The sequence below is a fragment of the Pseudoxanthomonas sp. PXM04 genome (assembly GCF_014851695.1).
Lineage (GTDB): Bacteria > Pseudomonadota > Gammaproteobacteria > Xanthomonadales > Xanthomonadaceae > Pseudoxanthomonas_A > Pseudoxanthomonas_A beigongshangi.
Genome location: NZ_JACVAG010000001.1, coordinates 738,093 through 755,271, shown reverse-complemented (window position 1 = coordinate 755,271; position 17,179 = coordinate 738,093). Strand labels below are relative to the sequence as shown.

The window sequence follows — 17,179 nt, the reverse complement described above, 5'->3', positions numbered from 1 at the left end:
GGATCAGGTCGTCACCGGCTTGCGCTTCCACAGCGCGTGCCGGATGTACTGGAGCATGTACCAGGCCGCGCGCGGCGCGCTCAGTCCCTCGACCTGGCGATAGATGCGCCACTGCCAACCGGCAGCGCGCAGTTTGTTGGCCGACACCGAACCGTTGCGCACCAGGTAGTACGCCAACGGGGCGTCGCCCGGCACCCGCACCGCGCTGCCGGCGCGGCGCACCCGGTCCAGCCAGAACACGTAGTCCTCGTGCCCCATCTTCTGGAACGAAGCCTCGCCCAGGCGGCGGTCGTAGATGCCGGTGAGATTGCCGATGTGGTTGCTGCCCAGCATGCGGCGATAGTCGACTTCCAGCGGCGGCGACACCTTCGACAGCAGGCGGCCGTCCTCCGCCACCCGCTGGTAGTTGGCGTAGCAGACCATCGCGCCGGTCTCGCGCATCCGCGCGAGCTGCAGTTCCAGCTTGCGCGGTTCCCACCAGTCGTCGCTGTCGAGAAAGGCGATGTGGGTGCCGCGCGCGGCGCGCAGCCCGGTGTTGCGCGCCGCCGCCACCCCGCCGTTGGGCTGGCGCACGGCCACGACGCGTTCGTCGCGGCGCGCCAGTTCCTCGACGATGGCGGCGGAACCATCGCGCGAGCCGTCGTCGATCAGGATCAGTTCCAGCTGCCCGAAGCTCTGCGCCAGCACCGAGTCGGCCGAACGCCGCAGGGTCTGCTCGGCGTTGTAGACCGGCATGATCACGCTCACCAGCGTGTCGGCGTCCTGCGCGGGCAAGCGGGCGGCCATGGTGTTCACGCGGCGTCCCGGGCGACCGTGTTGCGACCCGAGCCCGCCCACGACGAACGTGGCGCCGGCAGGACGAAATCGCGGTAGTCGTTGGGATTGCCCTGGCGCCCGGCCTCGGCGGCCTTGGCGATGTTGTAGGCCTCGCGCGCGCTGACGTAGTGCAGCACGTAGCGCTGGCCATCGTTGTAGGCCGATTCCAGATGCGCGTGCATGGCATCCACCGGCGCGCCGAGCAGCGTGTCCATGTCCGCTTCCTGGGTGCCGTGGGTGTGGATCTTGATGAACACCCACTCTGGCCGGCCCTCGACGTGCACGCCGGTACGCACCCACGCGTCCACGCGTTCGGCGGTGGGCGGCTGGCCGCCGCGCACGTCGGCATTCTCGATGCGCGGGATCAGGCCCATCCGGCGGTCCCGCCAGTTCAGTCCCAGCGGTCCCTGGATCAGCATCAGGTCGCCGCTGGGCGTACCGCCCACCCGCACCGGGGTGCCGTCGTCGTGCGACTTGGGCGCGTGCGGATCGTCGGTGGCGTAGTAGATCGAGTTGATGATCCGGGTCTGGGTATCGCTCGGCGCCGAGGGCATGGTGAAGTCGGCGTAGCAACCCAGCTCGCGCAGCAGGATCAGTTCGTTGTCGATGCCGCACCAGCGGCCGTCGGGACGCGAATTGTCCAGGCACCAGTTGCCGTGGATGAAGCCGAAGCGCAGTTCACCGCTGGCCGGATCGCGCGGCAGCGCCCCGTGCCGCTCGTGCAGGATATGGCAGAAGCGGGTGATGCTCTGGCGGAAATTGGCCTCGGTGTCGTTGTCGTGGTGCAGGTGCACCTCGATTTCGCCGTAGCCGTCGGCACACAGTTCGGCCAGCTTCTCCAGGTGTTCCGGCGCGTACTCCTCTTCCGGATAGAAGAAGCTGTGCTGCGGCGGGCGCCCGTCCGCGTCGCGGTGGCGCGCGGCCATGTCCCGGTACTCGCGGCACCAGCGATCCACCCGCGTGCGCTGGGTGGCCAGGTCGGCGCCGCGCCACATCGGTTCGAAGTGATCGACGAAACAGAACATCACGTGGACCGGCCGGCCGGTGACCTGCGGCGGCTTGCGGCGCAGGTAACTGCCGATCCAGATTTCCATGTTGCGGGCGCGCAGCAGGCGCCAGATCGCGAAGGCACCGAGCGCCACGATGGCGGCCAGCACGGCCACTCCTGTCAGAACGTTCAAGCCTTCCCCCTGTCGCTGCCTTCGTCCGGCGTCTGCCGCCATTCCCAACAACGCGGTGCGGGGGGCGAACCGGCCACGGGCTCACGGGCGGTGGGGCTCTCCCGCCATGCATTCATTCCGGCGTGGGCAGTGCCCTCAGCGCGAAGCCGGCCGCCTTCCAGCCCGGGATCAGCTCGCGCAGCAGGTCCAGCGACAGTTGGCTGTCATCGTGCATCAGCACGATTTCGCCGGGCCGCATCGGATGGCGTTCGATGACTTCCAGCAGTTCGCCGGCGGACCGCCGGCTGTAGTCCAGGCTGTCGTAGGACCAGTAGAGGATACGGCGGCGCTCGCGGATGCAGCGGGCGATCATCGGCAGCGACAGCACGCCGCGCGGTGGCCGGAAGCCATGTCGCTCGCGGCCGTTAATGGCGGTCAGCAGCCGGTCGGTGCGATCGATCTCCTCGAACTGCTGCCGCAGCGACAGCGTTTCGAATCGCGGATGGGAGAACGAATGGTTGCCCAGCGTGTGCCCCTCGGCGGCAATCCGCCGGGCCAGCTCCGGGTGCCGTTCGATCTGCTGGCCGATCAGGAAGAAGCTGGCCCGCGCATCGTGCTCGGCCAACAGGTCCAGCAGCGGCGCGGTGTGCTCGGGATGCGGGCCGTCGTCGAAGGTCAGGTAGATCGCGCGGCCGTCAGCCGGGCCAGCGGTGGTCAGCCAGGCATTGGGCATCCATTGCAGGACTTTCAGGCGGCGCGGCCGGGGGTTCATGCGGCGTAGGGTCCGGATTCGGGGGAATAAATGCCGCGGTGCGCGCCCGCGCACGAGGCCGCACGCGGATCATGACGGTTGCGGATGACAATGTGGCGAATCGCGCGCATCAGCCGACCTCCACCTCGGGAGCCAGTTCGCCCAGCGCGCTCGGCTGGCCGGCATACAGGCGTTCGTAACGCAACGCCATGGTCCGGAACGAACCTTCCGCCAGCACCCAGTCCCGGCCGGCACGGCCCATCCGCATCGCGGTCTCCGGCGCTTCCAGCAGGGCCAGCAGCGCCGCCGCCAGCGCGTCGGGATCTCCCGGGGCGATCAGTTTTCCGTTGTGGCCGTCGCGGACGATCTCGCGATTGCCGCCGACGTCGGTCGCCACGATCGGCAGGCCCGCGGCGCAGGCCTCCAGCAACGCGATCGAATAGCCCTCGCTGCGCGAAGGCAGTGCGAACACTTCCATCCCGGTCAGCAGCCGCGGCACATCGCTGCGGTCGCCAAGGAAACGCACGGCATCGCCCAGGGCCAATTCACCGGCCAGGCGTTCAAGCGGGGCACGCAGGGCGCCATCGCCGACGACCGCCAGCACCGCCTGCGGCATCTCCTCACGCAAGCTCGCGAACGCGCGCAACAGTCCCTGCTGCTCCTTGACCGGCTGCAGCCGCCCGACCGTGCCGATGATGCGGCAGTCGGCGGGCCAGCCCAGCTCCGCGGCCAGCGCCGCGCGCCCGGCCGCATCGGCGGCCTGGAAGCGTTCCAGGCGGATGCCGTTGGGCACCGCCAGCAGGCGCTCGCGCGGGCGCACGCCCTGGTCGTCGAAACACCGGCGCGCGGCTTCGCACACGCCGGCGACGTAGTCGGTCAGGCGCATGCTGCGGCGATACAGCCATTCCTTGCGACTGCGCGGATCCACGGCCCCCATGCTGTGGCGGGTGTTGATCACCCGCACCAGCGGCAGGCCCCACGCCGCCAGCACCGCATGGTAGTGCGCGGTGGCGTTGTGGGTATGCAGCACCGCGCCGGGGTGGCGGCGGAGCAGCGCGCGGGCGCGGCGCACCGCCGGCCAGTCCAGGCCACGCCGCTTGTGGCAGGCGGTCACTTCCACGCCCTGCGCGGTCAGTTCCGATGCCAACTGGCCAGGTTCGAACAGGCAGATCACCCGGCACTCGTGGCCGGCGTCGCGCTGGGCCGCGACCAGATCGATGACGGTGCGCTCAAGCCCGCCGCGCTCCAGGTTCTCGACGAAGTGGATGACTTCCATACCCTTCATGTCAGTTCAGATACCGTCACGCGTTGTTTGCCGGTCGCGGTCAGCGGAATGTCGTCGGCGAAGCGGAAATCCAGCGCGACCTGCTGGCCGATCACCTTGCGCAGTTCCGCGCCCATCCGTTCGACCACCGACGGATCGAAATCATGATCGCGCACCAGGGTGATCTCGAAGGCGTCCAGGCGCTTCTGCACCACCTGGTAGCGGCGGATGCCGGTGGCGCCCAGGAAAGCGTACACGATGAACTCGCCGGGAATGTAACGGCCGTCCGGCGTGCGCAGGGCGTCCAGCTTGCGGCCATCGACGCTGGCCAGCAGCGGCAACGCGCGTCCGCAGCTGCAGCGCCCCTGCCCCGGTGTCGCCAGGTCGCCGTTGACGTAGCGCAGCAGCGGCATGCCCAGGTTGTGCAGGTCGGTGACGATGATCTCGCGCGGGCCGGCAGCGTCGTCGCCAACGCCCGCGCCCAGTTCCACGTGCAGGTGGTCGACGTTGATGTGCAGGCCCTTGCGGTGCTCGCACTCGGCCGCGATCAGCATGAACTCGCGGCAGCCGTAGGTGTTGTAGGCGGGACAACCGAAAGCCTGTTCAATCAACGCGCGCTGGCTCTCGTGCAACGTCTCGGCCGCGCCGAGGATGCGCTGGGGCCGATGCACGCGGCGGCCGTTGGCGATCAGCCATTCGGACATCTTCACGATCGGCGCGACATAGGAAACGATGGTCTCCGGGCGGAACCGGTCGATGGCGTCGGCATACTCGGCCATGCGCGCATCGCTCATCTCGAAGGCGCTGAGCATGTAGCGGTTGAAGGCCGCGTGGTACAGGCGATCCTTGCGCTTCTGCGCGCCGATCGGCGTGCCCCACAGGTACAACGTGCGCTGGCCCAGGCGCGCGCCGGCCCAGCCGTAGCCGCGCCACATGATCGCCATGCGGCGCTCGTAGCTTTCGTGGGTGTAGCCGAATTTCAGCGGTTCGCCGGTGGATCCGCCGGTGGTCTTGTACAGCAGGCCCTCGCGCCGGTTGGTCGCGATCAGCTCTTCGAAGTTGGCGCGGATGGTCGGCTTGTCCAGCAACGGCAGGCGGGCGTAATCGTCCTGGTCGCGGATGTCCTCGGGCGAGCGGATGCCCAGCTCGCTCCAGGTCCGCCGGTAGAACGGCACCTGCTCCCAGCAATGGCGCAGCAGTTGCTGCAGCTTGCGCCATTGCAGTGCGCGCAGCGCCTCCTCGTCCAGTGTCTGGCTGCGCTCGTACTCGTCCAGGTAGCGCAATGTCTTGCGTCGGCGCAGGCCTGATTCGTACAGCGGGAACAACACGCGCCGGAACAGCGGTTCGTACAGGCTCATGAGGTGCCCTCCCCCGGCGCGCGCTGGTAGGCCCAGGCCAGGAAACGTGCGCCCAGCCGTGGACGGCCCGCGGCGAAGCGCTGGTGCAGGTGCTGCAGGTGTTCGATATCGCCGCGGCTCCAGCACCCCAGCAGCAGCGTCAACGGTACGTAGGCCAGGACCAGGACCGTTCCGCCGGCCAGCACGGAGGCGATCGGCAGCAGGCCGCGCAACGGCCAGGCGAGCAGGCCGGCCAGCGCGGCGGCGAGCAGGATGCGCGCCAGCCGCGCCCATTCCGGCTGCGCGTGACTGACCCGGGTGGCCAGGGTCATGTAGACCGCCGCGTTGACGGTGGCGACGGTGATGTAGGCGACCACCGCGCCCTTCAGCGCGAAATGCGCGATCAGCACCGCGTCCAGGACCACCTTGAGCAGCGCGCAGATGATCACCAGCACCAGGATGCTGCGCTGGCGATCGGCGCTGACCAGCAGGCTGGAGCCGCCCTGGGTCATCGCGGTCAGGCAGGCCGCCACCAGGCAGACCGCGAACACCGGCCCGGCCGCGTAGTACTCGCGGCCGTACAGCAAATGGATGACGTCGTTGCAGAACACCACGCCGAACGCCGCCAGCGGCGCGGCCAGCAGGACGAGATAGCCGGTGGTGGCGACGAAGCGCTGCGCGGCGATCTCGCGCCCGCGGCTCAATGCATTGGCCATCATCGGCAGCAGCAGCGCCCCGAACACGCCCGGCACCAGCATCGCCGCGCCGATGGCCAACTGGTAGGCGACCTTGAACTGGCCGGCGGCATGGCTGTCGGCGTACATGTTCAGGAACATCACTTCAACTTCGCTGGCCGCCATGAAGCCGACCGACACCGTCAACGCGGTCCAGCCCATGTGCCGTCGTACCCGCGCCAGCAGCGGGGCCGGCAACTGCACGCCCGGCTGGCGCGCCGGCACCATCGGTGCGATCTGGCGGAACGAGATGCCGAAGAACACGAAGCTGGAAATGACGAACACCGCCAGCAGCCACTCCACCGGCGCATCCAGCCGCCAGGCCAGCAGCACCAGCAGCAGGTTGATCGGCGTGGATACCAGCGCCACCGTCGCGGTGGCGCGGAAATTCTCGAAGCCCTTGGCCACGCCGATGTTGAACATGTACGACGAGCGCAGCGCCACCGCCACCACCAGGAAACCCAGCAGCAACTTGTGGTTCATGCCCGGAGCGATGTGGTCGCCGCCGAAGATGAATACCGCCGCGCCGGCCAGCAGTACCACCAGCAGGAAAATCCGCTGCGCGCGCCGCAGGTAGTCCAGCAGGTACGGCACCATCTCCGTGCGCTCGGTGCCGCGCAGTTCGGCGACGAACTTGATCGCCGCGCTGGCGGTGCCCGAGTTGGTGATCGCCACGCCCATCGCCACCAGCCAGATGACCAGGCTGTAGGTACCGAAACCGTCCGGCCCCAGGTGCCGGGCGATGACGATCGAAGTGAGCATGCCCAGCACGTACTCGGTGTAGGTGCCCACCGAGGAGAACAGGGTGTTGCTGAGGGTGCGCGACCGACTGTTCATGCCATTGCCAGGAGGACCTTGACCACCACGTACAGCCCGATAACGCCGATTACGGCGTAAATCGGCCAGCGCAGCAGGTCCTTGTCCAGGCTGAACGCGGGCAGGCTCGGGTAGACCTCGCGCAGGCGGGTGTAGTGGGCGACCACGATGGCGATCAGCAGGTACAGGATGATCACGTAGCTGCGGCTGAGGAAGAACGCGGCGGTGATGAAGCCGCTCAGCGACATCAGCAGGGTCAAGGTCAGCGCGCGATCCTTGCGCCAGTCCGCCAGCGCCTCATCGTCCGGCACTTCCGGCGGCACGTCGTTGATGATGTCGTCGCCGCGCTGCAGCGGCGCCAGCATCATCCGGAAGCTGTAGCCGACGATCGCCAGCCACAGGGTGAAACCGATGATGCCCATTTCGGCCAGCACCAGCACGAAGGAGTTGTGCGCGGTCAGCTCGTGCAGATCCGAGTAGCCACCGGCGCCGATGCCGAACACCGGGTTGCCGATGAACATCTGGATGCCTTCGTACCAGGAGTCCACCCGGCCCATCGCGGAGGCTTCGGAGACCTCCATGTCCTGCAGGCGCGAGGGCAGCATCATCAGCCCGCCCAGCGCCGCGACCCCGAGCAGGCCGGCGGTGAAGATGCCGCGCTTGCGCCACACGTACACGCCCAGCAGCGCGACCAGCGCCAGCAGGGTGCCACGCGAGTTGGTCAGGTAGCAGCCATAGACCAGCAGGCCGGCCACCGCCAGCCAGAACAGGCGGCGCAGGCCCATCAGGCCGCCCCGCGCGCTCAGGTAGAAGGCCATCGGCAGGCACATCACGAACAACAGGCCCAGGTCGTTGGGATCATTGAAGATGCCCACGTACTGGATGCGGGTACCCTGCGAAAGTTCCACCCCGGTCCAGCCGATGCCGATGGTGGCCTGTTCCACGCCATGCAGCGCCAGCACACCCGCGCAGATGGTCAGCACCGCCATCACCGTTTCCAGCCGCTCGCGGGTGTGGGCCGCGTTGGCCAGCAGCACGTAGGCCAGCAGCACCGGCGCGAAGATGAAGAACACGAACAGCGCGCCGCCCGGCCAGCCGTTCACCACCTTGGAAACCATGGCCACGAACAGGAAGCACGGTATCAGCAGGTACTGCGGCGCCGAGAACGACTTGCGCGCGGAGAATACCCACAGGCCGGCGGCCAGCAGCAGCGCAATCGACTGCAGCGGCGGCCCCGGGTTCTCGGCAATGGCCGGATAGTCCTGGGGCCGGATGATCACCAGCGCCAGATACACCAACAAGAAAAAGAACATCAGCCCCTGTCGCTCCGCTCGTTCAACCTGTGCGCAACCTTGATGTGTAGCTGAACACCTCCGGCACCGCCACCATCGCCTCGAACCATTCCCGGTCCATCTGTCGTTCCACCGGCAACCGCGGCACCGAGTACAGCGTGGTGGCCTCGATCGCGCGCGTGCCGGCCACGTAGCTGCAGGCCATCCGGAATCCCGCCGCCCGCACCGCCTCGACCGTGTCGCCGTCGAACGCGTCCGGCCCGCCGACCGGATAGGACAGCACCGCGACCGGGCCGCCCAGTTCGCGCTCCAGCGCCTGCTTGGAACCCTGCACCTCGGCAACCATCCGATCCCGCGGCAGCTTGGCCAGCATCCGGTGGTCCACGCCGTGCGAACCGATTTCCATGCCCGCCGCGCGCATTTCGCGCAACTGGTCCCAGGTCATCGGCCGGCAATGGGGATGTCCCTCCGAGCGCGGCAGGCTCCACTCGCGCTCCAGCCGCGCGATCAGCGCGCCCTGGCCCTCGTCATCCAGCGACTTGAGCCGGTCCAGCAATTCCGAGGCCTGCGCGCGGCGTTCGCCCAGATTCGGGCCCAGCGCCCAGTCCACGCCCAGCTCCGGCGCCTGCAGGCGCGCGGCCGGGGTCGAACACACCATGTGCACCAGCCAGTCATATGCGTAGGGACGGCCGGAATCGATATGGCCGGTCGATACGAAGAACATTGCCGACATGCCCAACTCGCGCAGGATCGGGAAGGCGATCCGGTAGTTGTCGTCGTAGCCGTCGTCGAAGGTCACCAGCACCGCACCGCGGGGAAGCCGCCGGCCCTGGTCCAGGTGATCCAGCACCTGTGCGAAAGTCATCGGCACGAAGTGGCGCTTCAGGTAGGCCATCTGCTGGCGGAACGCATCCGCCGAGGCGCTGATGAGGTCGGTGTCGAAACTGAAGTCGGCCGGTTCGGCCGATTCCAGTACCCGGTGATAGGCCAGCACGCGCACCGCGTCGCCCGAGCCCAGCCGCATCCTGCCGAGCAGCGGCAGCACGCCGGCACGGTGGCACCAGCGCGCCAGCAGTTGCCTGCGGCCCGCACGCTCCCTTGCCTGTTTCGATGCTCCCCTGGCCATCATCCATCCGCATCCGGCAACCATGCCCGATGCCCTGAATACGCGGATTGCCGCCGAATCCGGCCACGCCTGCGCCGGTTGGCCGCATCCGCTCCGGTTTGTCGTCTGGCAGGCGAACGCAAGCGCGCTGCGCTAACGTAAACGGGGATTATCAGGGGCGTGTCCTGCATGTCGGACGATACCGACTTCGTCGCGTTGTACAACGAACTGGGGCTGGACGCGGAGTGCAGCATGCAGCTTTTCAAGCATGCCTACCGGCGCCGGGTGATGCAGTTGCATCCGGATCACCAGCGCCATCCCGCCGACGTCGCGCGACTGCAGCGGCTGAACCGCATGTACGCGGCGGCGCTGGAGTTCCACCGCGCCCACGGCCGCCTGCCCGGCGCATCGCGGCCGACACCGGTGTCGCCGGACGACGGCGGCGATGCTCCCGTGCTGGTGGACGATTTCCCTCCTGCCCCGGCGCCGGGTCCCGCGCTCGCGTTCGCCGCCGAGCAGGCGCGCTGGACCCGAGATTCCGAACCGGCCAACGATGCCGACGAGGAACCCGTGCCCGACCCGGTGACCGGATTTCCGCGTCGTCGCCGTTACTTGCTGATATTGGCGCTGCTCGCGCTGGTGCTGTACTGGTGGGGCGCTCAGAAGAGCGCCACGCCCTCGCTGGATCCCGCAGGTCCCGGTGACGCGGTTTCGCCGGGACTGGGCACGCCGGAGATCACCAGCCGGCTTGCCGTCGGCATGGACACCCGGCAGGCCCGGCGCATCCTCGGCGAGCCCGATGGCGAGCACGCGGCCCGCTGGGACTACGGCCCTTCGTGGGTGGAGTTCCGCTGTGGCAGGGTGGCCGGCTGGTACAGCTCGCCACTGCGGCCGCTGCGGGTGGACGAGGCAAGCGCGCATGCGGCGACCGAGGAGGTGCCGCACTGCTGAAGGACGAAGGTTCAGGGGGATTCGAATGTTTGCTGGCACCGCCGGACTGCTGAAGAAGGCGCAGCGACGCCTGTGGATGAAGTACGCGCTGCGCGGCGTCGGCGGCAGCGACAACCATGCGCGGCTGGACATGGCCTATCGCATGGAGGATCCCTGGAACATGGATTCGGCGATGGAGCGGACCCGCTTCGAGGCCACCAACCGGGTGATCGAACAGGCCTTCGGCCGGGTCGGCAGCGTGCTCGAGATCGGTTGCGGCGAAGGCCACCAGACCGAATACCTGGCGCGCCTGAGCGATGAACAGTACGGCCTGGACGTCAGCGCGCACGCGGTCGCGCGCGCGCAGGCGCGGTTGCCGCGCGCGCATTTCGCCGCCGCCGACCTGTTCCACCAGCCCTGGGGCGAACAGCGCCACCGCTTCGATCTGGTCACCGCCTGCGAAGTGCTCTACTACCTGAGCGAGCCTGCCGCCACGATCGCGCGCATGCGTCACTTGGGCCGCAACGGGCTGGTGACATTCTTCGCGCCGGCCTGCGGGCGGATCGGCCCGCACGTGGAAGACATCCCGGGCGTGCGCAAGGACTGGATCCACCATGGCGCCACTGCCTGGCTGATCGCATGGTGGCGCGATGACTGACGCCGATACGACCCTGCAGGGGCTGGGCGTGGTCTATTTCGGCAACGACTGGAACGCGGAAAACCGCACCAGCAGCCACCACATCGCCACCCGCCTGGCCGGCCACATGCCGGTGCTGTACGTGGATTCCCCCGGCATGCGCGCGCCCAATGCGTCCGGACGGGATCTGAAGAAGGCATGGCGCAAGCTGAGCGCGGCGCTGCGCCGCCCCGAACGCATCCGCGAGGGATTCTGGCGCTGCACCGTGCCGCAGTTGCCGTTCCGGCGCATTCCCGGCGTGGACGCGTTCAACCGCCTGTTCGGACGCTGGGCCGTGCGTCGCGCGCTGCGCGCGGTCGGCATCCAGCGGCGCATCTCCTGGTTCGCCGTTCCGCATCCGGGCTTCCTGGCCGGGCGCCTGGGCGAGGAGTTCTGCGTGTACTACTGCATCGACGACTACGCCGCGCACCCGGGCGTGGATCCGGAATTGATCGGTCGTCGCGACGAAGCCCTGAGCCGCGCCGCCGACCTCCAGTTCGTCGCCCCGCCGGCGCTGCTGGCGCGCAAGCGCGAACTGAATCCGCGCACGGTCTACTCCCCGCACGGCGTGGACGTGGATCTGTTCCGCCGCGCCAGCGAGGCCGATACCGAACTGCCCGCCGCCGCGCGCGACCTGCCCGGGCCGGTGATTGGCTACATCGGCTCGCTGCACGAATGGATCGACCTGGACCTGATTGCATGGCTGGCGCGCCAGCGCCCGCAGTGGACCTTCCTGCTGGTCGGCCATGCCGCCGCCGACGTGAGCGAACTGCGCGCGCTGCCCAACGTGCGCCTGGCCGGAGCCCAGCCCTACGCCACCCTGCCGCAATGGGCCAAGGCCTTCGACGTGGCGATCATCCCGTACCGGATGAATCGCCAGGTGGCCAACTCCAATCCGCTCAAGCTGCGCGAGTACCTGGCCACCGGCAAGCCGGTGGTGAGCGTGCACAACCCCGAAATCGAGAAGTTCTCGCGCTGGGTGCGCATCGCCCGCGATCGCGAGGAGTACCTGCGCGCGCTGGAAAGCGCGCTGGCCGAGGACACGCCCCAAGCCGCCGCCGAACGCATCGCCGCGGTCGCCGACCAGACCTGGGATCGCCGCGTGGACACGGTGCTCGAAACCCTCGCGCAAGCCCTGCAACGCCAACGCCCCCTTTCCTGATCATGCTCAATACCCCCATGCCCGCTTCCGCTTCCACCCGGCTGCGCGTCGCCATCGTCGGCGCCGGCTATGTCGCCACCCACCACCTGGCCGCGCTCAAGCGCCTGGATTTCGTCGACGTGGTCGGCATTTGCGACAGCCAGCTGCCGGCGGCGCAGGCGCTGGCCCAGCGTTTCGGCGTGGCGCGCGCGGCCGCGCGCCTGGAGGATCTCGCCGACGCGCAGCCGCAGGCGGTGTACGTGCTCACCCCGCCTTCGTCGCACCCGGCCATCGCCCTGGCGGCGCTGGACATGGGCTGCCACGTGCTGGTCGAAAAGCCGATGGCCGACAGCGTGGCCGATTGCGAAGCGATGATCGCCAGCGCCCGCAGCCGCGGCCTGCTGCTGGGCGTGAACCATTCGGATCTGTTCGACCCGGTGCTGATGCAGGCCCTGCAGGCCGTGCGCGACGGCCAAATCGGCGAAGTGGTGTCGGTCGACATCATCCGCAATTCCGAATATCCGCCGTACGCCGGCGGCCCGCTGCCCGGTTCGGTGACCCAGGGTTCCTATCCGTTCCGCGATCTCGGCGTGCACGGCCTGTACACCATCGAGGCGTTCCTCGGCGACATCGAACATGCCGAGGTCGCATTCCAGGCCCGCGGCGCCGATCCCAACCTGCACTTCGACGAGTGGCAGGCGCAGGTGCGCGCCGCGCGCGGCACCGGCCGGCTGCTGCTGTCCTGGAACGCGCGGCCGATGGAAAACCGCGTGTTCGTGCGCGGCACCCGCGGCACCATCGAGGTCGATCGTTTCCTGCAGACCTGCCGCGTCCACCGCGTGCTGCCCGGCCCGAAGTTCATCGGCATCGTCGCCAACTCTTTCATCAGCGCGTTCAAGGACGTGTTCCGGATTCCCTGGAACGTGGTGCGCTTCGCCACCGGGATGCTCAAGCCCTCTCCCGGCATCCGCCACGGCGCGCAGGCATTCGCGCAGGCCGCGCGCGATGGCGCCGCACCGCCGTTCACCGGCGAGGACGCGCTGCGCATCGCCCGCCTGCTGGAACCGCTGTGCGCCGAACCGGATCGCCAGCGCCTGGCGCTGCTGGAAAGCCGCTACACCGAATTGCCGCCCGTCGATGCGCTGGTCACCGGCGCCGCCGGGTTCCTCGGCCGCCGGCTGGTCGCGCGCCTGCGCGCCGAGGGCCGCAGCGTGCGCGTGCTGGTGCGTCGTCCGGTCGCCGCCTATGCACAGGATCCCGGCGTGCAGTCGGTGATCGGCGACCTGGGCGACCCGCGCATCGTCGACCACGCGGTCAAGGGCGCGGGCGTGGTCTATCACGTCGGCGCGGCCATGCGCGGCGGACCGCGCGATTTCGAGGCCGGCACGGTGTGGGGGACACGCAACGTCGTCGACGCCTGCCTGGCCCATGGCAGCCGCCGCCTGGTCTACGTCAGTTCCATGAGCGTGTTCGATCACGCCGGCCGCGCGCCGACCGCGGTGATGAACGAATCCTCCGCCTATGAACCGCATCCGGAATGGCGCGGCGCCTACACCCAGACCAAGCTGAGCGCCGAGCGCCATGTGCGCGAGGCGATCGAGCGCCAGGGCCTGCCGGCGGTGATCCTGCGGCCCGGCCAGATCTTCGGCCCCGGCGCGGAAAAGGTCACCCCCAACGGCGTCATCGGCCTGGCCGGTCGCTGGGTCGCGGTGGGCAGCGGCGCGCAGACCCTGCCGCTGGTCTACATCGACGACGTGGTGGACGCGCTGGTGCAGGCGGCCGACGCGCCCGGTGCGCCCGGCCGCATCTTCAACATCGTGGACACCTCCGCCGTCACCCAGGAAGCCTACCTGCAGCGCGCGCAGCGCAAGCTGGGCGGCGAACTCAAGCGGCTGCGGGTGCCGGTGGGGATTTTCATGCTGCTGGGCTGGGGCGTGGAACTGCTGGGCAAGCTGCTCAAGCGCGACGTGCCGTTGACCCGCTACCGCGTGCGTTCGCTGCGGCCGCTGGCCAATTTCGACACCACCGCCGCGCGCGAACAGCTGGGCTGGACGCCGCGCGTGGGCGTGGAGCAGGGGCTGGATGCGACGTTCGGTTGACCGCGTCGCGTTCCTTCCCGCTCCTTCCGCCGATGCGCGCCCGCGTGGCACAGCTCTTGCATCACCCGCCCTGATCCCGCGCGGTCGCGCGGGGTCGTGGTGATGCCTCTCCACGGATACGAGAAACCCGCGATGCTCTCGCCCGCCACCCGCTCATTCGAAGTCCGCCTGGAGCCGCTGCCGGATCTCGAGGTCCTGCGCCTGCGCTGGGAGGAGCTGGAAAGCCGCTCCCACTGCAGCGTGTTCCTCAGCTGGCTGTGGATCGGCACCTGGCTGAAGCTGATCTGCCCGCGCAGGACCGCGCGGCTGGCGTCGGTCTACTTGAACAAGCGCCTGGTCGGGCTGGGCATCGTCACCGCGCGCCGCCGTTTCTTCGGCCTGGGTCCCACCCACCTGCGGCTGCACCAGGTGGGCGACCGCGCGCTCGACAGTCTGACCATCGAATTCAACGGCCTGCTCAGCGAAGCCGGACTGGAAAGCGACACCCTGGTGGCATTCGTGGATCACCTGCATCGCCACGAGCGTCATTGGCTCACCCTGTTCCTGCCAGGCATCGAGGTCGATCGCATTCCGCTGGAACAGATGCGCGCGCCGGATCTCCGCCTGCGCATGTTCAAGCGGCCGACGCCGTACATCGATCTGACCGGCCTGCGCGAAGACCACGGCCTGTACCTGTCCAGCGTGCTCGGACGCAACACCCGCGCCCGCGTGCGCCGCACCGCCCGCAGGCTGGGCGAACGCTGGGGCGAACTGCAGGTGGCCGTGGCGGCCACGGCCCAGGAGCGGCTGGCGTTCTTCGATGGCCTGGTCGCGCTGCACCAGGCGCACTGGACCGCCGAAGCCGGTGAACAGGGCGCGTTCGCCGATCCGCGCATCGTCGCCTTCCATCGCCAGCTGATCGCCGACTCCGAGCCCGGACATGGCGCGCAACTGCTGCGCTTCCAGGCCGGCGGGCATGTGGTCGGCTATCTCTACCACCTGGTGTCGCGCGGCGTGGTCTGCTTCTACCAGGCCGGCATCGACTACCCGCGCATCGGCGACTGCGGCAGTCCCGGACTCCTGTTGCTGACCGAAGCGGTGCAGCACGCGATCCAGGAGGGCCAGTCGCGCTACGAACTGATGGCCGGCGACATGGACTACAAGCGCGTGCTGGCGATGGCCGAAGGCCGCATGGCCTGGCTGTCGGTGGATCGCGTGGGCCTGCGCACGCGGGTGATGGATGCATTGCGCGGCCGCAAGCATGGAACCGTGCCGGCATGACCGCCACGGTTGCCCTGGATCCCTGGGATCGCCTGCAGGCCGCCGACTTCGCGGAATGGGAGGCCCTGGCCGACACCAGCGCGGCTTCCAATCCATTCCTGATGCCGGGCTTCGTGCAGGCGGCGGCGCGCTGGCTGACGCCGCACGCCCCGCCGACGCTGCTGCGCGTGCGCGACGGCGGCGGCGCACTGATCGGCCTGGCCTGCCTGGAACGCCGGCGGCCCAACCTGTTCGTGCCGCTGCCGCACTGGCGCGGCTATCGCCATGCGCACGCGTTCCAGTCCGGCCTGCTGCATGCGCCCGGCGCCGCCGAGACGGTCGCCGCCGCGATGATCGATCTGATGGCGCAGCCGCGGTCACCGGCCCCGGTACTGCTGTTGCACAACCTGGTGGCCGAATGCCCGCTGTCGGCGGCGCTGTGGGCAACCCGTGATCCACGCCTGCAATGGCACGAAACCCGGCGCTTCCAGCGACCGGTGCTGCGCGCCAGGGCCGGGATCTCCACCGCCGCGCGCATGCGCGCTTCGGTGCTCAAGGATCTGCGTCGACGCCTGCGCCGCCTGCAGGACCAGGGCGAAGTCGCCACTCGCATCCTGCAGGGGGGAGATGCCGACCAGGCCGCGGCCGAACGGCACCTCGCGCTCGAGCACGCCGGCTGGAAGGGCGAGGCCGGCAGCTCGCTGCATGCCAGCGCGGCCCAGCGCGGCTTCTTCCTTGAAATGGCGGCGCGGCTGGCGCCGACCGGCGCGCTGGTGTTCGTCGAGACGCTGTGCGCGGGCAAGGTCATCGCCTCGACCAGCAACCTGATGTCGGGCCAGGTCCTCAGCGGCTTCAAGACCGGTTGGGATCCCGAGTATCGCCAGGCCAGCCCCGGCCGGCTCAACGAGTGGCAGCTGTTCGAAGCGATGCACGCGCGCTGGCCGCACCTGCGCCAGTTCGACAGCCAGGCGCAGGAGAACTCCTACCTGGCCGAGCTGCTGCCGGATCAGCAGGTCATGGTGTCCGGCGTGCTCGCCGCCGGATCCGCGGCCAATCGCTGGCTGTCGGCGGCGCGCGCACTGCGGCCGTTGGCGTACCGGCTGGGCCACGACGACTGAAACCCGCCGTCCGCACGCACCGGCGGCTCAGGCGATCTCGGTGCGATGCCAGGCGCGCTCCTCGGCGCTCAACCACAGCAGGCGCTTGTGCGGATGCAGCGCCGTGGGCGCCGGCAGCAGCGTCGGCGGCTGGCTCCGCCACAGCAACCGCCCACCCAGCATCAGGCTGCACACGGTGGCGAACGGCTTGAAGCCCATCGTCCGGTGCGCACGCAGCGACGGACGATTGATGTAGCTGACATCGGACAGGTACTCCAGCGGCGCGGATTCCACCGTGCTGCCGATCGCCATCATCGCCAGCAGCAAGCGGCGGCCGCGACGGCGCGGCACGACGTAGGCATCGCGCAGCCAGACCTGGGTCCTGTCCAGCGGAAACAGCCAGCCCATCTCGTCGAAGTAACGCGGCACCCCGTGCAGCGCCCAGAACCAGGCGATCACTTCATCGCCCTCCTCGATCGCGAAACAGCGGAAACCGCGCTCGAAGCGCCGGCGCAGGCGCGCCGGGTCGCCGGTGCGGCCCTGCTGCCGGTACACCTTCGACAGCCGCGCCTCGTCGCCCAGCCTCAGCTCGACGAACCGCTGCTCCGGTGCCAGCGGATTGTCGCCCGCGCTGCCGGCTTCGCGTCGCAACAGCACGATGGCATTGAAATCGAACATCCCCTTCCTTCCCCTTCAGCTTCCCTGGAAGCCATGATTCCGCA

At 69.1% G+C, this 17,179-nt stretch carries 15 protein-coding genes; 6 read left to right on the top strand and 9 right to left on the bottom strand.

What is annotated here, in order from left to right; all coding sequences use genetic code 11:
* Positions 1–3 precede the first annotated feature (3 nt).
* The 8 genes from IB228_RS03595 to IB228_RS03560 form a co-directional block, all read right to left on the bottom strand.
* Positions 4–786, bottom strand: a complete 783-nt coding sequence (locus IB228_RS03595; protein ID WP_225562269.1) for a glycosyltransferase family 2 protein — start codon at positions 784–786, stop codon at positions 4–6.
* Positions 787–791: 5 nt separating this feature from the next.
* Positions 792–1,997 carry a hypothetical protein gene (locus IB228_RS03590; protein ID WP_192197591.1) on the bottom strand — a complete coding sequence of 402 codons (1,206 nt, stop codon included), beginning with the start codon at positions 1,995–1,997 and terminating at the stop codon, positions 792–794.
* A 112-nt stretch (positions 1,998–2,109) separates the two neighbouring features.
* Entirely contained in the window at positions 2,110–2,748 is a 639-nt protein-coding gene (locus IB228_RS03585) for a polysaccharide deacetylase family protein (RefSeq protein WP_183642543.1), read from the bottom strand.
* Positions 2,749–2,857: 109 nt separating this feature from the next.
* Positions 2,858–4,012 (bottom strand): glycosyltransferase, encoded by a 1,155-nt coding sequence (locus IB228_RS03580; protein ID WP_225562212.1) that lies wholly within the window; start codon positions 4,010–4,012, stop codon positions 2,858–2,860.
* Positions 4,009–5,349, bottom strand: coding sequence for a phenylacetate--CoA ligase family protein (locus IB228_RS03575; RefSeq protein ID WP_192197590.1), 1,341 nt, complete (start codon positions 5,347–5,349; stop codon positions 4,009–4,011). The genes IB228_RS03580 and IB228_RS03575 overlap by 4 nt, the downstream gene beginning before the upstream one ends.
* Entirely contained in the window at positions 5,346–6,899 is a 1,554-nt protein-coding gene (locus tag IB228_RS03570; protein WP_183642549.1) for an oligosaccharide flippase family protein, read from the bottom strand. Before IB228_RS03570 ends, IB228_RS03575 begins: the two co-directional genes overlap by 4 nt.
* Positions 6,896–8,191, bottom strand: coding sequence for an O-antigen ligase family protein (locus tag IB228_RS03565; RefSeq protein ID WP_183642552.1), 1,296 nt, complete (start codon positions 8,189–8,191; stop codon positions 6,896–6,898). Before IB228_RS03565 ends, IB228_RS03570 begins: the two co-directional genes overlap by 4 nt.
* A 22-nt stretch (positions 8,192–8,213) precedes the next feature.
* Complete coding sequence (locus IB228_RS03560) at positions 8,214–9,296, bottom strand: polysaccharide deacetylase family protein (RefSeq protein WP_225562211.1); 1,083 nt, start codon at positions 9,294–9,296, stop codon at positions 8,214–8,216.
* Positions 9,297–9,464: 168 nt separating this feature from the next.
* Here IB228_RS03560 and IB228_RS03555 point away from each other — a divergent pair, with 168 nt between their 5' ends.
* From IB228_RS03555 to IB228_RS03530, 6 genes are all read left to right on the top strand, one after another.
* The gene (locus IB228_RS03555; RefSeq protein ID WP_192197589.1) at positions 9,465–10,226 is read left to right on the top strand and encodes a DnaJ domain-containing protein; all 762 of its coding nucleotides are present in this window, start codon (positions 9,465–9,467) and stop codon (positions 10,224–10,226) included.
* 25 nt (positions 10,227–10,251) lie between these two features.
* The gene (locus tag IB228_RS03550; protein WP_183642557.1) at positions 10,252–10,863 is read left to right on the top strand and encodes a class I SAM-dependent methyltransferase; all 612 of its coding nucleotides are present in this window, start codon (positions 10,252–10,254) and stop codon (positions 10,861–10,863) included.
* Positions 10,856–12,043 carry a glycosyltransferase gene (locus tag IB228_RS03545; RefSeq protein WP_192197588.1) on the top strand — a complete coding sequence of 396 codons (1,188 nt, stop codon included), beginning with the start codon at positions 10,856–10,858 and terminating at the stop codon, positions 12,041–12,043. Before IB228_RS03550 ends, IB228_RS03545 begins: the two co-directional genes overlap by 8 nt.
* 17 nt (positions 12,044–12,060) lie before the next feature.
* Positions 12,061–14,121, top strand: coding sequence for an NAD-dependent epimerase/dehydratase family protein (locus IB228_RS03540; RefSeq protein WP_192197587.1), 2,061 nt, complete (start codon positions 12,061–12,063; stop codon positions 14,119–14,121).
* A 102-nt stretch (positions 14,122–14,223) separates the two neighbouring features.
* Positions 14,224–15,381, top strand: a complete 1,158-nt coding sequence (locus IB228_RS03535) for a GNAT family N-acetyltransferase (protein WP_192197586.1) — start codon at positions 14,224–14,226, stop codon at positions 15,379–15,381.
* Positions 15,378–16,478: a GNAT family N-acetyltransferase gene (locus IB228_RS03530; RefSeq protein WP_192197585.1), complete on the top strand. Its 1,101-nt coding sequence runs from the start codon at positions 15,378–15,380 to the stop codon at positions 16,476–16,478. Before IB228_RS03535 ends, IB228_RS03530 begins: the two co-directional genes overlap by 4 nt.
* Positions 16,479–16,505: 27 nt before the next feature.
* On the opposite strand, the gene IB228_RS03525 is transcribed toward IB228_RS03530, so the two are convergent.
* On the bottom strand, positions 16,506–17,135 hold the full coding sequence (locus IB228_RS03525; RefSeq protein ID WP_183642571.1) for a hypothetical protein: 630 nt from the start codon (positions 17,133–17,135) through the stop codon (positions 16,506–16,508).
* Between the last annotated feature and the right edge of the window lie 44 nt (positions 17,136–17,179).

Coding starts and splice junctions, on each gene's coding strand:
- IB228_RS03580 (WP_225562212.1), bottom strand. CDS start 4,012: ATGAAGGGTATGGAAGTCATCCACTTCGTCGAGAACCTGGAGCGCGGC.
- IB228_RS03575 (WP_192197590.1), bottom strand. CDS start 5,349: ATGAGCCTGTACGAACCGCTGTTCCGGCGCGTGTTGTTCCCGCTGTAC.
- IB228_RS03550 (WP_183642557.1), top strand. CDS start 10,252: ATGTTTGCTGGCACCGCCGGACTGCTGAAGAAGGCGCAGCGACGCCTG.
- IB228_RS03570 (WP_183642549.1), bottom strand. CDS start 6,899: ATGAACAGTCGGTCGCGCACCCTCAGCAACACCCTGTTCTCCTCGGTG.
- IB228_RS03525 (WP_183642571.1), bottom strand. CDS start 17,135: ATGTTCGATTTCAATGCCATCGTGCTGTTGCGACGCGAAGCCGGCAGC.
- IB228_RS03540 (WP_192197587.1), top strand. CDS start 12,061: ATGCCCGCTTCCGCTTCCACCCGGCTGCGCGTCGCCATCGTCGGCGCC.
- IB228_RS03545 (WP_192197588.1), top strand. CDS start 10,856: ATGACTGACGCCGATACGACCCTGCAGGGGCTGGGCGTGGTCTATTTC.
- IB228_RS03565 (WP_183642552.1), bottom strand. CDS start 8,191: ATGTTCTTTTTCTTGTTGGTGTATCTGGCGCTGGTGATCATCCGGCCC.
- IB228_RS03595 (WP_225562269.1), bottom strand. CDS start 786: ATGGCCGCCCGCTTGCCCGCGCAGGACGCCGACACGCTGGTGAGCGTG.
- IB228_RS03535 (WP_192197586.1), top strand. CDS start 14,224: ATGCCTCTCCACGGATACGAGAAACCCGCGATGCTCTCGCCCGCCACC.
- IB228_RS03555 (WP_192197589.1), top strand. CDS start 9,465: ATGTCGGACGATACCGACTTCGTCGCGTTGTACAACGAACTGGGGCTG.
- IB228_RS03530 (WP_192197585.1), top strand. CDS start 15,378: ATGACCGCCACGGTTGCCCTGGATCCCTGGGATCGCCTGCAGGCCGCC.
- IB228_RS03585 (WP_183642543.1), bottom strand. CDS start 2,748: ATGAACCCCCGGCCGCGCCGCCTGAAAGTCCTGCAATGGATGCCCAAT.
- IB228_RS03560 (WP_225562211.1), bottom strand. CDS start 9,296: ATGGCCAGGGGAGCATCGAAACAGGCAAGGGAGCGTGCGGGCCGCAGG.